8 protein-coding genes are annotated in these 17578 nt (G+C 33.7%); 4 read left to right on the top strand and 4 right to left on the bottom strand.

Going from position 1 to position 17578, the window contains the following annotated elements; genetic code table 11:
• Positions 1–131 precede the first annotated feature (131 nt).
• Positions 132–1388, bottom strand: a complete 1257-nt coding sequence (gene metK, locus Q0997_RS11580) for a methionine adenosyltransferase (protein ID WP_299889022.1) — start codon at positions 1386–1388, stop codon at positions 132–134.
• A gap of 343 nt (positions 1389–1731) precedes the next feature.
• Here metK and Q0997_RS11575 point away from each other — a divergent pair, with 343 nt between their 5' ends.
• Positions 1732–4311, top strand: coding sequence for a phosphoenolpyruvate carboxylase (locus tag Q0997_RS11575; RefSeq protein ID WP_299889020.1), 2580 nt, complete (start codon positions 1732–1734; stop codon positions 4309–4311).
• A 118-nt stretch (positions 4312–4429) separates the two neighbouring features.
• On the opposite strand, the gene Q0997_RS11570 is transcribed toward Q0997_RS11575, so the two are convergent.
• The 3 genes from Q0997_RS11570 to Q0997_RS11560 all read right to left on the bottom strand — a co-directional run bounded on the left by Q0997_RS11570 (position 4430) and on the right by Q0997_RS11560 (position 7089).
• On the bottom strand, positions 4430–5653 hold the full coding sequence (locus Q0997_RS11570) for an ammonium transporter (protein ID WP_299889019.1): 1224 nt from the start codon (positions 5651–5653) through the stop codon (positions 4430–4432).
• A gap of 26 nt (positions 5654–5679) precedes the next feature.
• Positions 5680–6018 (bottom strand): P-II family nitrogen regulator, encoded by a 339-nt coding sequence (locus tag Q0997_RS11565; RefSeq protein WP_299889017.1) that lies wholly within the window; start codon positions 6016–6018, stop codon positions 5680–5682.
• A gap of 72 nt (positions 6019–6090) precedes the next feature.
• A complete protein-coding gene (locus tag Q0997_RS11560) occupies positions 6091–7089 on the bottom strand; it encodes an outer membrane beta-barrel protein (RefSeq protein WP_299889015.1) in 999 nt (332 codons plus the stop codon).
• Between the two features lie 439 nt (positions 7090–7528).
• Between Q0997_RS11560 and gltB the strand changes: the two genes are divergently transcribed.
• The 3 genes from gltB (at position 7529) to Q0997_RS11545 (ending at position 17528) form a co-directional block, all read left to right on the top strand.
• Positions 7529–12034, top strand: a complete 4506-nt coding sequence (gltB, locus tag Q0997_RS11555; protein ID WP_299889013.1) for a glutamate synthase large subunit — start codon at positions 7529–7531, stop codon at positions 12032–12034.
• A 2-nt stretch (positions 12035–12036) separates the two neighbouring features.
• The gene (locus Q0997_RS11550; protein ID WP_299889012.1) at positions 12037–13503 is read left to right on the top strand and encodes a glutamate synthase subunit beta; all 1467 of its coding nucleotides are present in this window, start codon (positions 12037–12039) and stop codon (positions 13501–13503) included.
• Positions 13504–13709: 206 nt separating this feature from the next.
• Positions 13710–17528 carry a GEVED domain-containing protein gene (locus tag Q0997_RS11545; RefSeq protein ID WP_299889010.1) on the top strand — a complete coding sequence of 1273 codons (3819 nt, stop codon included), beginning with the start codon at positions 13710–13712 and terminating at the stop codon, positions 17526–17528.
• Positions 17529–17578 lie beyond the last annotated feature (50 nt).

Here is a 17578-nt window from a genome sequence, read left to right as displayed (position 1 = left end):
ATTTATATAGCGATTATATAGATATAACACTAATACTGTTGAAAATCCTACCTTGATATAAAATATATTTCTTTTGGTAAACAAAAAAACCTTCAATTTTGAAGGTTTTTTATTGTGTATGTGGTTATAGATTATAGTCCAAATTCAGCTTTTACTTTTTCTATATAATCTAGCTTCTCCCATGTAAATAGTTCAACGTCTATAGTTAAATCGTCACCGTAAGGTTGGGAAAAAGTTTTGGTAACTGTTTCATTTTGTCTACCCATATGTCCATATGCAGCAGTTTCACTGTACATTGGGTTTCTTAATTTTAAACGCTCTTCAATCGCAGCTGGTCGCATGTCAAATACTTTTGATATTTTCTCAGCAATTTCACCATCAGTCATGTTAAAAGGGCATGTTCCATATGTGTCTACAAAGATTCCCATAGGTTCAACAACTCCAATAGCATAACTTACTTGTACTAGGATTTCTTCACAAACACCAGCAGCGACTAGATTTTTTGCAATGTGTCTAGTAGCATATGCTGCACTTCTATCTACTTTGCTAGGATCTTTCCCTGAGAAGGCGCCACCACCATGAGCTCCTTTTCCTCCATAGGTGTCTACTATGATTTTACGGCCAGTTAATCCTGTGTCTCCGTGTGGACCACCAATAACAAATTTACCTGTTGGGTTGATGTGGTATTTAATATCGTTATTAAATAGAGCTTTAATTTCTTCTGGCAATTGAGCGATAACTCTTGGAATAAGAATCTCTACGATGTCTTTTCTAATTTTTGCAAGCATTGTTTCGTCGCTGCTATCAAAATCATCATGTTGAGTTGAAACAACAATAGCATCTATACGTTGTGGTATATTGTCGTCGCTATATTCAATAGTTACTTGACTTTTGGAATCTGGTCTTAAATAGGTGATGTCTTTATTTTCTCGACGTAATTCAGCTAATTCTATTAGTATTTTATGAGACAAGTCTAATGCTAAAGGCATGTAGTTATCTGTCTCGTTTGTCGCGTAGCCAAACATCATGCCTTGATCTCCAGCGCCTTGCTCTTCTTTAGTGTCTCTATCTACACCTCTGTTAATGTCGTCACTTTGTTCATGAATAGCACTAAAAACACCACATGAATTGCCGTCGAACATGTATTCGCTCTTGGTGTATCCAATTTTATTAATTGTGTCTCTAGCTATTTTTTGTACGTCTAAATAGGTTTTAGATTTTACTTCTCCTGCTAAGACCACTTGACCTGTTGTTACTAATGTTTCACAGGCAACCTTGGAGTCTTTATCAAAAGCTAAAAAGTTATCAATTAAAGCATCACTAATTTGATCTGCTACTTTATCTGGGTGTCCTTCAGACACACTTTCTGATGTAAATAAATACGCCATATTTTCTTTTATGTTTTCTTATGATTTGACGAAAGCGTCCAAGGAAGTTTACACTGCCTTTAGCATTTTTTTATGAGGTTGCAATCAGTCAAATCCGTCCTCTTAATAGTTTAAGACTGCGAAAATACAAAAAATAAAGAATTTCAATTGCTAAAGTGTCTTAAAAATGATTAGCATGTTTTTGTGTAATTCATTCCGTTTCGAAAAAAGTAAAAAAGGACGTTTTAATTATTGTTTTCATAATTGAAATCAGTATAAATGCGTATATCGTAAAACTAAGCTATGTTGTTATCTAGCAAGGTATTGTTTAGTAACTTTATCTTTCTATTAAATTAAATTTATTATGCCACTACAACCAAAATTAACGCGTTTCAATCAAAATGTTTTGTCAAAATATCAAATTTATAATGGTATTTTTATGACGCTACCTTTTGATACAATTACTAAAACTGGTGTGTTGCTGCCTCTATTTCATGAAACATGTGAAAAAGGATTTAGAAATGGAGATAATCCAACAGTTATTGTTGAGACTTTTTTTAAAAAGTACCAAGCTAGACGAAGTGATAAAAGTCAAATTAATTTGCTCTTTCGTTTTATACAATATATTGAAAGACAGGTGGTTTTGTTTGATGCAATAGAAGATGCTGCTTTTCCTGTAGTTAATAATATGGATGGTATAGGGACTTTACGTAGTTTAAAAGAAAACGCTACAGCAGAAAACAAACTAGATAAGTTGCGAAAATATTTAGAGGAATTTAAAGTGAGAATCGTGTTAACAGCTCATCCAACTCAGTTTTATCCTGGTGCTGTTTTAGGAATTATTACAGATTTAACAGAGGCGATAAAGGAAAATGACTTGTTGAGAATAAATGATTTATTAGCTCAGTTAGGTAAGACTCCATTTTTTAAACATAAAAAACCAACGCCATATGATGAAGCAGTGAGTTTAATTTGGTATTTAGAAAATGTATTTTATCATTCTTTCGGAACTATTTACGATTATATTCAACGAAATATTTTTGATGGAAAACAGATAGATAATAATATTGTTAATGTCGGTTTTTGGCCAGGTGGTGATAGGGATGGGAATCCATTTGTGACACCAGATATTACCTTAAAAGTTGCTATGCGATTAAAGGATACTGTTATTAAAAATTATTACAGAGATGTTAGGAAGCTGAGAAGAAAATTGACTTTTGTAGATGTTGAAGATAAAATTATAGCTTTAGAAAAAGAGTTGTATAATATTGTTGTTCATGAGGCTTCAAACTTAACGTTAGATAGTTTTATTTTAGAATTAGAAACTATAAAAAATATTTTAGTAGAGAAGCATCAATCACTTTACTTAAGGGAGGTAAAGAGCTTAATAAATAAAGTGCATCTTTTTGGTTTTCATTTTTCGGCTTTAGATATTAGACAGGATAGTCGCGAACATGATAAAGTTTTTAATATTTTAGTTGATGCTCTTGAGGAAGGTGGAAGTGATATTTTTCCAAAAAAATATCGTGAATTATCTGAAAAAGAACAAGTTAAAGTGCTTTCAAAAATAAAAGGAAAGGTTGATTTGTCTATAATAAAAGATGAAGTTGCATATAAGGCTCTAAGTACTATGAAAGTTATAAAAACTATTCAGGAAAAAAATGGTGAACGAGCTGCGAATAGATATATCATTAGTAATAATCAAACAGCTTTAAACGTAATGCAGTTATTTGCAATGTTAAAGTTAGTGGCGTTTGAAGATGATTTAACTGTAGATATTGGGCCGCTTTTTGAAACTATTACAGATTTAGAAGTGTCGCATAAAGTTATGGAGGAATTGTATACTAATCCTGAATATGCTACGCATTTAAAGACTAGAGGTAATAAGCAAACAATTATGCTTGGTTTTAGTGATGGGACGAAAGATGGTGGTTATTTGATGGCTAATTGGGCGATATATAAAGCCAAAGAACGCTTAACTACTGTTTCTAGGAAGTACGGTGTTACCGTTATTTTCTTTGATGGTCGTGGAGGTCCGCCAGCTCGTGGAGGTGGTAAAACACATAATTTTTACGCTTCTTTAGGACCAACAATTGAAGATAAAGAGGTGCAATTAACTATACAGGGGCAGACTATTAGCTCTAATTTTGGAACTTTAGATTCTTCGCAATATAATATAGAGCAGCTTATTAGTTCTGGAATATATAATAGTTTGAGTGATGCAGATTTAAGAATGGTTCCAGAAAATAGAGTAGTTATGGATGATCTAGCAAAACTTAGTTATGAAACTTATGTGAGTTTTAAGCAGCATCCTAAATTTATTTCTTACTTAGAGCATATGAGTACTTTAAAGTATTATGCAAAAACAAATATAGGAAGTCGCCCGTCTAAACGTGGTAAAGCAGAAGGTTTAGTTTTTGAAGATTTAAGGGCAATACCATTTGTTGGTTCTTGGAGTCAATTAAAACAAAACGTTCCAGGTTTTTTTGGAGTAGGTACGGCTTTGAAATCTTATGAGGATGCAGGTGAGTTTGAAAAAGTGCAAAAGCTATTTAAAACGTCTAGTTTCTTTAAAACTTTAATAGAAAATAGTATGATGTCTTTATCTAAATCGTTTTTCGATTTAACAAAATACATGAGCGAAGATGAGGTTTATGGTGAGTTTTGGAATATTATTTATACAGAGTATGAAACAACGAAACGCCTTATATTAAAATTAACGGGTTACACTCAGTTAATGCAGGAAGAGCCAGCAGGAAAGGCTTCTATTAGTATGCGAGAATCAATAGTATTGCCGTTATTAACGATACAGCAATATGCGTTAAAGCAAATTCAAGAATTACATAAAGCGGAAGTTAAGGATGTAGAACAAATTGCTGTTTTTGAAAAATTAGTAACAAGATCTCTATTTGGAAATATTAATGCAAGTCGTAATTCGGCTTAATTTAAGAAGTTATCAATTAGTAAAATGCTTTTCTTTTAAATCAAAAATTGAAAAGGTTAAATAAAAAGCCTCAAAACTTTAAAAGTTTTGAGGCTTTTACTAGCTAAATAATCAAACCTTAATGCTCATTCATTCTAAAATCTGAGTAAGCATTCATGCCGTGTTCGTGACCATCAAGTCCTTCTAGTTCTTCTCTTTCCGAAACACGTATGCCAATAGTTTTTTTCAAGGTGAATAATATTATAAACGATGTAAATAGGCAAAATACTGCATAAGCACCAACGCCAGTTAGTTGGTATAAAAATTGTGTTCCGCTGGCTAGTTTTCCAAAAATCCCAACTGCTAGTGTTCCCCATATTCCACAAATTAAATGTACTGCTATTGCTCCAACAGGGTCATCCAGACGTAATTTATCTATTAATGCAACAGCAGCAACAATTAATCCGCCAGCGATAACACCAATTAAAATAGCATCAGTTGGAGACATTTGGTCTGCGCCAGCTGTGATGCCTACTAATCCACCTAAAATACCATTTAAAAACATGGTTAAATCATAGTTTTTATATGCTAAAGTGGAAATGATAAATGAGCCAACGCCACCAGCTGCAGCTGCTAAAGAAGTGGTAACTAGTGTTAAAGAAGTTAATTCTGGATTTGCAGATAATACAGAGCCGCCATTAAATCCAAACCATCCTAACCATAAAATTAAAACACCAGCTGTTGCTAGTGGAATATTGTGACCTAAAATCACTAACACTTTTCCGTTTTTAAATTTCCCAATGCGAGCACCTAATAACCAAACAGCTATTAATGCAGCCCAGCCACCTACAGAATGTACTAATGTAGAGCCTGCAAAATCATAGAATCCTAATTTATCCAACCAGCCAGCTCCCCATTTCCAAGAACCAGCTATAGGGTAAACAATTCCAACATATACAATAACAAAAATCATAAATGGACCTAGTTTAATGCGCTCAGCTACAGCGCCAGAGACAATAGTGGCTGCAGTGGCAGCAAACATACCCTGAAATAAGAAATCTGTCCAATAAGTGTAGCCTGTGTTGTATGTTAAATCTAAAGCGCCTTCAGTGTTTAGAGGAGCATCTAGGCCAAATCCTGCAAATCCTAAAAAACCATTAAAATCTCCTGGATACATTAAGTTGAAGCCTACTAAACAGTATAGCAGAAGTCCAACGCAAATAATAAAGATATTTTTAAATAAAATATTGATTGTGTTTTTTTGTCTTGTTAGTCCAATCTCCAAAAATGAAAATCCTAAATGCATAAAAAAAACAAGTGCTGTACAGATCATCATCCATACATTATTAGTTAATAATTCCATAATAATTATATAATAGGTAGTTAGTTTTATTTTAGAGTGTCTCCTCCTTTTTCGCTTGTTCTAATTCTGTAAACTTCGTTGATATCTGAAATAAATACCTTGCCATCTCCAACTTCACCAGTTTTGGCGGCTTCAATAATGGTTTTTACGGTGATATCTTCAAAATCATCATTAACGACGATTGATAAATAGCGACGTTGTATGTCGCTTGTGCTATATGAAACACCTCTGTAGACATGGCCTACTTTTTCATTTCCAAGACCAGTAACATCCCAGTACGAGAGAAAGTTTACGCCTACTTCATGTAGTGCTTTTTTTACTGCAGAAAACTTAGATTTTCTAATAATTGCTTCTATTTTTTTCATAAAAAACATGTTTTTTATTTCCATGATTCCAATGGCTGTTAGGTGGAAATTTTATTAATATTTAGTTGATAGTTAAAATTTATAAATCGCTGCTACAACAAAAGATGCTAGACTTTCTGTTGGTTTTAAATCGGTGTCAATGAAGATATCATCTGAACCGTTATCTAGTCTAAATTCTGGTTTAATAATTAGGTCTTCAATAGTATAACTTCCAGTTAGTGTTACAGTAATAATATTAGGATCGTCTGTAGTTAAGTTGCTTTGAGTTGCGAAATATTCGCTTCTTAATCCTAGCTTTAAAGAATTGTTAATGCTGTATTGTGGGTAAAGTGCTGTGCCGTAAAATCCTTCACCATCATTATCTGTATAAGCAGCATTAATACCAATAAAGAATTTTTTTGAAACATCAAAACCGCCAGTATAGTCTATTTCGAAACCTAAACCTTCTTTATCGTATAATAGATTTAGAAATTGACCATCATATCCAAATTGTGCGCCAACTGCATAACTTCCATCGGGATTAAATTCGGTGACATCGGTTTGGTTAAATATGCCTAGCATTAAGCTAAAATCATCAGATATAGCAATGTCTGCTTTTATTCCAGTATGTGAAAAAGGGCCATTTGAAAAGAGATAAGAAGTACTATAATTAAAATTTCCTGTTGGAGCAATAACTTCGTAGCCTAAATAAGTGTTGAATTTACCAAAAGTCAATTTAGTATTCTCGCTTATATTCCAAAAAGCATATAATTGATTCAATATTGTGGCGCTAGCAGCTTCACCACGTGGTCCAAATACTAAATCTGCTACAGCTCCTACTTTTCTTTTTTCATAAGAAGCAATAATATTAGCCATTCCTAAAGAGAAGCCAGATTTGTCTGCAAAAGAAGTTGCTGGTGCAATTTGAGTAGTGTCGTTAGGAGCGGTTAAATTAGCTCTATAATAAGCATCAATACTACCTTCAAAACTGAATACTTTTTTTATAGGTTTTTCTTCAGGGTTTTCAGAAGTTTCTTGTGCAAATAATGCTGAGGTTGATAATAGCATGGAAATGTAAATAAATGATTTCATAAAAGTTCGTTTTTTGATTGATTGATGCTCAAAACTATTTAAAAAATATTATACCCCATAATAATTAGGGTTTAAAATAGTATTTTTATTATATTTTTAATTTTAACCCTATAAAAATTAGGGTTATATTTTTTTGATGATATTTTTTTAAAAATTCAATAATTAAAAATTTAATTATTCTTATTGATTTTTTATTTTTAATAAATATTATTCACTTAATTTTTGTTTTGTATGTGTTTAATTCATTAAAATATTTTTATTGGGCAAAAATTTTATTTGAAAATTTGATAAAATTGTACTTGTTAAAATGTAAAATTGTTGTTTTTGAAGACTTATATTTTCAATTTCGGAATAATGATTGTTGAATTTTTCTATTCAATTTCTTCATTATACATTAGTGATTGTCAGATAGAAAATAACTGTTAAAAACGGAACAATTATGCTAATGAAACAAGGCTTGTATTTACCAGAATTCGAACACGATAATTGTGGTGCAGGATTTATTTGTAGTTTAAAAGGAAATAAATCCAATGAAATTATTCATAAAGCTCTCGAAATTTTAGAGAAATTAGAACATCGTGGTGCTGTGAGTAGTGATGGAAAGACTGGTGATGGTGCTGGTATTTTAATAGATATACCTCATGATTTCTTTGTGAAGCATTGTAATTTTAATTTACCTGAGTTTGGCCAGTATGCGGTAAGCAATGTATTCTTGCCACAAAAAGAAAATCAACGTCAATATTGTATTGAAACTTTTGAAGGTTATTTAGAGGCACAAGGTCTCGAAGTCTTAGGGTGGAGAAATGTGCCAGTAGATTCTTCAGTTATTGGTAGGATAGCTTCGGAATCTGAACCTTTTGTAAGGCAAATATTCATTGGTAAATCTGAAAAAAAATTGGATAATTTTCAATTCAATTTAAAATTGTTTACAGCAAGAAAACAAGCAGAGCATAAAATATATAATTCAAAATTATCGGAGAGTAGTCGTTTTTATTTACCAAGTCTATCAGCAAAAACGATAATATTTAAAGGGCTTTTAATTCCAGAAGACATCAAATTATATTATACAGATTTGCAAGATCCTTCATTGGTTACGCGATTAGCATTAGTGCACCAACGATTTTCTACAAATACATTTCCAACATGGGATTTGGCGCAGCCATTTCGTTATATGTGTCATAATGGTGAGATTAATACATTAAGAGGAAACGTATCACGTACATTATCTCGTCAAGAACTAATGGAAAGTGATTGGTTTGGGGATGATATTAAAAGTATTTTTCCAATTATTTTAAAAGGAAAATCAGATTCAGCATCAATGGATATGGTTGTAGAATTGTTGTTAATGACTGGTCGTTCGTTACCAGAAGTTATGATGATGTTAGTGCCAGAGGCTTGGGAGAAAAATCCGGAAATGTCTGAAGCAAAAAAGGCATTCTACGAATATAATTCATGTATTATGGAGCCTTGGGATGGTCCTGCTTCTATACCTTTTACAGATGGTAATTATATTGGAGCAGTATTAGATAGAAATGGTTTGCGTCCATCACGATATTCTGTAACTAAAGATGGATTTGTAGTTATGTCATCTGAAACTGGTGTTATTGAAATTGATCCTAAAAATATAGAATATCATGGAAGGTTAGAGCCAGGAAAAATGTTTTTAGTAGATATGAGTCAAGGTCGAATAGTAAATGATGAAGAAATAAAAAAAGATATTATTTCTAAACATCCTTATGAGAAATGGCTAAATAAAAACTTAGTCCATTTGCGAGATATCCCAGCTAAAAAAGGACCAATAAATCATAAAGAAGATGTTTTGGAAAAAAGACAAATAGTATTTGGTTACACACAAGAAGATATCGATGTCATTATAAAGCCTATGGCGCAATTAGGTAAAGAACCTATTGGGTCTATGGGAAACGATACGCCAATTGCTGTGCTCTCTCAAAGACCACAACTCATTTATAACTACTTTAAGCAGTTATTCGCTCAGGTTACCAATCCACCATTAGATGGTATTCGCGAAAAACTAATTACAGATATTAGTTTAACATTGGGTAGTGATACAAATATTTTTAAAATTAATGAAGATCAATGTAGAAAACTAAAAATTCAAAATCCTGTTATTTCAAAACATGATTTAGATAAAATAAAAAATTACGATACTAATCCTGATTTTTCAGTGACTACCATTTCAATTCTTTATGAAGTTGATAAAGGATTAAACGAATTAGAACGAGCGCTTGAAAGAATAGTGAAGCAGGCGTCTAAAGCAATTGATGTAGGTGGTAATATTATTATTTTATCAGATAGAGGTGTGAATGAGAAATTTGCGCCAATTCCAGCTTTAGTGGCGTGTTCATATGTTAATCATGAGTTGTATAAAATAGGGAAGCGTGCAAAAGTAAGCTTGATTATTGAATCTGCAGAACCCAGAGAAGTTCATCATTTTGCTTTGCTTTTTGGTTATGGAGCTAGTGCTATTAATCCATACATAGTAAATGAAATTGTATACAATCAAGTGGAAGCTCAAGATGTGGAGAACTTAGAGTATTTAACGGCAATTAGAAACTATAATAAGGCAATTGGAACTGGTATTTTAAAGGTTATGAATAAGATTGGTATTTCAACTTTAAACTCATATAGAGGCTCGCAATTATTTGAATGCGTTGGGTTAAATGCTAAAGTTGTTAATGATTACTTTCCTAATACGGTAACAAGAATTCAAGGTGTTGGTTTAAGGGAAATTGAAATAGAAATTTCAAAACGTCATAATATGGCGTATAAAAATGAAGCTGTTGAAGCGGATTTAGATTTAGAATTTGGGGGGCAATATAAATGGAGAAGAGATGGAGAAAAACATTTATTTAATCCTTTAACTATTGCAAAATTGCAAGAATCAGTTCGTAGTAATAAACACAGTTCTTATAAAGAATATTCAGATTTAATTAATGAGCAATCTAAACAGTTAATGACAATTCGAGGATTGTTTGAGTTTACAAACTTCGATCCTATTCCTTTGGAAGAAGTAGAGCCTTGGACAAAAATTGTTAAGCGTTTTAAAACAGGAGCCATGTCTTATGGTTCTATTAGTAAAGAAGCGCATGAAAATTTAGCTATAGCTATGAATCGCATTGGAGGAAAAAGTAATTCTGGTGAAGGCGGTGAAGATGAAGTGCGTTTCTATAAAGATTCTAATGGAGATTGGAAGAACTCAGCAATCAAGCAAGTTGCATCTGGTCGTTTTGGAGTAACTTCAAATTATTTAACTAACGCTTCAGAGATTCAGATAAAAATGGCGCAAGGCGCAAAGCCTGGAGAAGGAGGACAGTTGCCGGGGCCAAAAGTAAACCCAGATATTGCTAAAACAAGAAATTCTACACCTTATGTAGGTTTAATTTCTCCGCCACCACATCATGATATTTACTCTATTGAAGATTTATCACAATTAATTTATGATTTAAAATCGGCAAATCGTGAAGCACGAATTAATGTGAAACTAGTATCTGAGGTAGGAATTGGTACTGTAGCTGCTGGTGTTGCCAAAGCAAAAGGCGATGTTATTTTAATTTCTGGTCACGATGGTGGAACAGGAGCATCTCCATTAACCTCATTAAAACATGCAGGCTTACCTTGGGAATTAGGATTGGCAGAAGCGCAACAAACGTTAGTGATGAACAATCTTAGGAATCGTGTGGTTTTAGAATGCGACGGACAATTAAAAACAGGGCGAGATGTGGCAATTGCTTGTCTTTTAGGAGCTGAAGAATTTGGTTTTGCAACGGCACCTTTAGTGGCTTCTGGTTGTGTTATGATGCGTGTGTGTCATTTAAATACTTGCCCAGTCGGTATAGCAACACAAAACCCAGACTTGCGAAAAAAGTTTAAAGGCAAGCCAGAACATGTTGTTAATTTTATGTATTTCATAGCGCAAGAACTACGTGAAATTATGGCTCAACTTGGGTTTAGAACAGTTGATGAAATGGTAGGGCAAGTTCAGAAGTTAGACAGAAATAAAACCATTGATTTCTATAAGGCTAACGGTTTAGATTTATCGCCAATTTTGCATAAAGTAGAAGTGCCGGAAGGTGTAGACTTGTTTAATACAGAGTTGCAGGATCACGATTTAGAAAAAGCATTGGATTTTAAAATTATTAAACAAGCACATCCAGCCTTATTCCGAAAAGAAAAAACGGTTATAGAATCTAAAATAAATAATATGGATCGCGCATTTGGTGCGATTTTAAGTAACGAGATTTCTAAAATTTATGGAACTCAAGGTTTACCTGAAAATACCTTGAAAATTAACTTTACCGGTTCTGCAGGTCAAAGTTTTGCAGCTTTCGCGACTAGAGGACTAACGCTTATTATAAATGGAAATTCAAATGATTATCTGGGTAAAGGTTTGTCTGGAGCTAAGGTGGTTGTAAAGGTGCCAGAGGAAGCTACTATTGTGCCTCATGATAATATAATAATTGGTAATGTGGCATTGTATGGTGCAACATCAGGTGAAGCTTATATTAATGGAAAAGCGGGTGAGCGTTTTTGTGTTAGAAACTCAGGAGCATTAGCTATTGTAGAAGGTATTGGTGATCATGGTTGTGAGTATATGACAGGAGGTAGAGCTGTTATTTTAGGTGAAGTTGGACGTAATTTTGGAGCAGGAATGAGTGGTGGTATAGCATATATTTACAATCCAAATAACACGTTTGAAAAGCAATGCAATAAGGAAGGTTTAAATCTAGATCCTTTAGTTGAAACTGAAGATATTTCAGAATTAAAAGCACTTATTGAAAAGCATTATAATGCAACATTAAGTCCATTAGGGCAAAGTATTCTAGAGAATTGGGAAAAAGAATTGCCAAAATTTATAAAAGTATTGCCAGAAGAATACAAACAAGCTTTAATTAGATTAGAAGAAGAACAAACAATAAACGCGTAGGTATGGGAAAGACAACAGGATTTTTAGAAATTGAAAGACAAGTCGAAACTTACGATAAGGTTGAAAACCGACTTAAAAATTATAAAGAGTTTACGGTTCCAATGAAAGAGAAGGAACTAAAAGATCAAGGTGCCCGTTGTATGGATTGTGGTGTTCCATTTTGTCATAGTGGCTGCCCTTTAGGGAATTTAATTCCAGATTTTAATGATAATGTGTATAAAGGGCGCTGGAAAAAAGCTGCAGAAATTTTGCATTCAACGAATAATTTTCCAGAATTCACAGGGCGTTTATGTCCTGCTCCATGTGAGGAATCATGTGTGTTAGGAATTAATGAAGATCCAGTAGCTATAGAGAATATTGAGAAAAATATTATAGAAAAAGCCTTTTCCGAAGGTTGGATTGTAGCTCGACCTCCAAAAGAACGTTCAGGAAAAAAGGTTGCGATTGTTGGTTCTGGGCCATCGGGTTTAGCTGCTGCACAGCAATTAAATCGTGTAGGGCATTTAGTAACAGTTTTTGAGCGTGATGAAAAAATCGGTGGATTACTACGTTATGGTATTCCAGATTTTAAATTACAAAAAGATGTTATCGATAGGCGACTAGAGGTGTTAAAGGAAGAAGGTATTGTGTTTGAAACTAATGCTTATGTAGGGAAAAATGTAAGTGTAGAGCGATTAAAAAATGAGTACGATGCAATTATATTGTGTGGCGGTTCAACAATAAGAAGAGGTATGCCAATAAAAGGAGCACATTTAAAAGGGGTTGTTCAGGCTATGGATTTTTTAAAACAAAATAACCAACGTGTTGACGGTATTGCAGGTTTTAAAGAAGAATTGATTGCAAAAAACAAGAATGTTATTGTTATTGGTGGCGGAGACACTGGTTCAGATTGTATTGGGACATCTAATCGTCAAGGAGCAAAATCAATAGCAAATTTTGAGATTTTAAATAAGCCTTCAAAAGGACGTCCAGTAAATCAGCCTTGGCCATATTGGCCTATGAGGTTACGTACAAGTTCATCACATCAAGAAGGCGTAAAACGTTGTTTTAGTGTGTCTACTAAAGAGTTTTTGGGGGATGAAAACGGCAATTTAAAAGGTTTAATAACTGTTCAGGTAGAATGGGTGTTTAAAGAAGGTGAGCGACCAGAATTAAAAGAGATTGCTGGAACAGAAAAAGAATGGGAATGTGATCTTGCATTATTAGCTTTAGGTTTCACAGGGGCTGAAAAAACATTACCAGAACAATTTGGTTTGGAACTGGATTTTAGAACTAATGTAAAAGCAACAATAAAAGATTATGCTACAAATATTCCTGGAATTTTTAGTGCGGGAGATATGCGTCGTGGACAATCTTTAATTGTATGGGCAATTTCAGAAGGTCGTCAAGCTGCGCATCATGTTGATAAATATTTAATGGGTAAATCCAATTTACCATTAAAATCTGAAGGTGATTTGCCAAGGATATAGCTTTATGTGTTTAAAAAGGTGTTTTGTGTAATTTTTTAACATTTAAATTATGGATATCTTAGTTTAATGTATATTTTTTTAATAATTCTTAAGTATTGAGTTATATAGTATAATGATTGGATAATATAGAGTAACTTATGGAGATGCATAAGTAATAGTTTTGTGGATAATTAATAATTATTTAACGATAATCATCCATTTAAATTATGAAAAATCAAATTATTTTATTCGCATGCTTATTTGTTCTCTCTTGTGGATTTTCACAAACAAATAACTACTGGAAAGAAAGTGTTTCTTCTGAAGAGAAGAATACTAAAATTTTAAACCAAGTCACTTACACTCTAAGTGTTGAAAAACTAAAAAAAGTACTAGCTAATTGTCCAAAAAGATTCAATTCATTTGGTAAATCAAACGTTATTGTCGCTCTTCCTGCTGAAGGCGGAAAATTCAAAGAATACCGTATAAAGGAAACCAATGTTTTACATCCAGATTTAGCCAAAAAGTTCCCAGATATTAAATCTTATGTTGGTACATCTGTTAGTGGAGAAAATGAAGTAGTACATTTTAGTTTGAGTAATAATAACTTTAGGGCTATGATTATGAAGCCTGATGCTACAATAGCTAATATCAAACCTTCTACTAGTAATAGTAAAACGTATATAGTTACTTCAAAAACGGATGGATTACAAAAACCAATTGACTGTCAAACAGTTGATGATACAACCAAAATTTTTTCAGAAAAAAATAAAAAGCAAACTGAAAAATCTAACCAAGTAAAAAAAAGCGCTAATGATGGTCTTGTTAGAGTTTACCGAATGGCTATAGCAGTAACGGGAGAATTGTCTAAAATTTATACTGATGCGGCAAACGTTACAAATGGATCAACCCAACAAAGGAAAGCTGCAGTACTTGCCGAGTTAAATGAACTCATGACAAGAGTGAATGCAGTTTATGAGCGAGATCTTGGAACGACGTTTGAATTAGTACCTAATATTGAGAATTCTATTTTTCTTGACCCAGCAACTGACGGTATTACGCATGGTAATACTGGAATATCTATAAATGAGTCTCAAGGTGTTCTTGATGCTGCAATTGGTAACGCTAACTATGATATTGGTCATGTTTTAGATTCAGATGGGACTGGACGTGGAGCTTTAAATTCTGTATGTGTTGATAGTAAAAAAGCTGAAGGATCCACAGGTGCACATCCTTTCACATCTGTCGCAGATTATTTCTTTCGCACATTCGTTCACGAAATAGGTCATCAATTCGGTGCTAACCATTCATTTAATAACTCATGTGGTGGTAATCGTCTAGACGAAGGAGCTGTTGAACCAGGAGGAGGTAATAGTATCATGGCGTATACAGGTTGTGCTCCTAATACAGAAAATACGCAATATGTTTTTTTTCATGCTAAACAAATAGATGAAATGTGGAATCATATTGTAAACACAGCAGGTTGTGGTACCACAAAATCAGTAGGTAATAGTGCGCCAACAGCTAGTATAGGAGGTAACTATACGATTCCAAGATCTACTCCATTTATATTAGAAGGGTCAGCTACTGATGTTAATACAGCTGCCGATCAACTAACGTATACTTGGAATCAAATGGATAAAGAAATAGCTCCAATGCCTCCTCGGGCTACGTCAACTGGCGGTCCTTTATTCCGTTATAAACCTCCTTCAGCATCTTCAAATCGATATATGCCTAACCTTACTACGATAAAAGCAGGAAATGCTTCTTCTGAATGGGAGGTAGTACCTTCAGTTGCCAGAACGATGAATTTTAGATTTACTGTAAGGGATAATCATCCAGGAGGAGGTAATACAGATACTAAGGATGCTGTTATTACAGTAAGTGGAACTGCTGGTCCTTTTGTAGTAACTTCTCAAAATACTAGATTTGACGCGCCAGTAGGCTCTACGCAAACGGTAACCTGGAACGTTGCAGGAACCACAGGAAATGGGGTGAATGCGGCTACTGTAGATATTTTATTATCTACAGATGGTGGAAATACATACCCAATATCGTTAGCTTCTGCGGTACCTAATGATGGTTCTCATCAAATTACTATACCAGACAATCAAGGAGGTGTAAATAGAATTATGGTAAGAGGAACGAATAATATCTTTTTCGATATTACAAATGCTAATTTTAGTATAACAGATGGAAACTCTGCTCCTATGCCTACAGATTATTGTGACGCAGGTTTTCAAGGTTCAAATTATATAGACGAAGTTATTTTTGGTGATATCAATAATAAAAGTGGAAATAGTGGGTATTCCGATTTTACTAACCTAGGAACCAACCTTGTTAAAGGAGAGTCTGTTGCTTTAACAGTAAATCCGGGAATCGATTTCCATGATCCTAATTATTTTGGAGCTTGGATTGATTGGAATAAAGATGGAGACTTCACGGATGCAGGTGAAGAAGTTTTATTGAAAACTAATGGTCCTGGTGGTGTTACAACAACAGTTGTAGTTCCTAATACCGCACAAAATGGTGCAACCAGATTAAGAGTGCGTTATAAAATACATACTAGCCCTGAGCCTTGTGGAACAACATCAGCTACGGGTAATGAAGTAGAAGATTATTTTGTGTTTATTATAGGCGAAAGTTCTAGTCCAACCTGTAATGATGGTACCCAGAATGGAGATGAAACAGGTGTTGATTGTGGAGGTTCATGTGCGCCATGTGATACAATACCTCCTAATGTAACCTATTGTGATATAACAAGTAGCAATAATACAGATGATTATATTACAAATGTAAATTTTGCAGGTATAAATAATACTTCAGTTAGAGCTACAACAAATGGCTATGATGATTATACTTCTGGAACAGTAGCTAGTGTTTCTAGTGGAAGTTCTTATAATTTAAAAGTCACTTTTGTAGGTTATCAAGGTGGAGCAAGCAATGAAGTGTATGCTTGGTTTGATTGGAATGCAGATGGCGACTTTACAGATACAGGTGAGAAATTCAATGTCACTACCGCGCCTAGTAATGCTGTTCGTGAATTATCAATAGCAGTGCCATCTACAGCAACAACAGGAACAACAAGAATGCGTATTGCATTAGGTTATAATGCAGCAGATGGAAATAATTCTTGTGGAATTGGGGCGATTGCTTATGGAGAAATTGAAGATTATAACATAAGTATTTCAGGTGGAGGTACACCAACGCCAACATGTTCAGATGGTATACAGAATGGTACAGAAACAGGAGTTGATTGTGGTGGTTCATGTCCGCCTTGCCAGTCTAATGTTGTGTATTGTTCTGCAACAGGAAATGATGGGCCAGAAGGAGTGTCCAATGTTGAGTTTGCTGGAATAAATAATGCGTCAACTCGAAACGCTACTGGTTATGACGATTTTACGTCTATATCTACAAGCGTAAATGTAGGAGCAAGTTATAACTTGAAAGTGAATATTATTGGTTATCAAGGTGGAGCAAATGATGAAATATACGCTTGGTTTGATTGGAATAGTGATGGCGATTTTACTGACGCAGGCGAGTTTTATACATTGACAAAAACTAATAACCTTTTAGGGAGTGTTTCTGTAACTGTTCCACAAGCAGCTATAAACGGATTGACAAGAATGCGTGTGTTAGTGTCTTATTACGATACAGAAAATAATTCATGTAATACAGGTGCAAATGATGTGCGTTATGGAGAATATGAAGATTATACTTTAAATATATTTGGTAGTTCTTTAGTTAAATTGGTATATAAAGAAAAAATTGAAGGCATTAAAACTAATACCAATATTATTAATGTACATCCAAATCCAGTAACAGATGGTAAAATAAATATCAACTTTAATTCTTCAGAAATAGGCGAAGTGCAAATGGAACTTTATGATGTTGCAGGTATGAAAATTTTTGAAAAAAGAGAGCAGAAAGGTTCAGAAAGAGTAAAAACAATTGAACTTAATAGAAGTCTATTGGCAGGAGTTTACTTTTTGAAAGTAAGATTAAGTAGTGAGGCTGAAGCTGTAATTACTAAAATAATGATAAAGTAATTAGATTGTTTTTAAATAAAAAAAACAAAAAATAGTCGTTTATTAAAATA

Origin of the sequence: uncultured Lacinutrix sp. (assembly GCF_947500325.1) — a bacterium.
Classification (GTDB): Bacteria; Bacteroidota; Bacteroidia; order Flavobacteriales; family Flavobacteriaceae; genus Lacinutrix.
The sequence above is the reverse complement of the archived record's forward strand: the minus strand, read 5'-3'. Positions and strand labels throughout refer to the sequence as shown.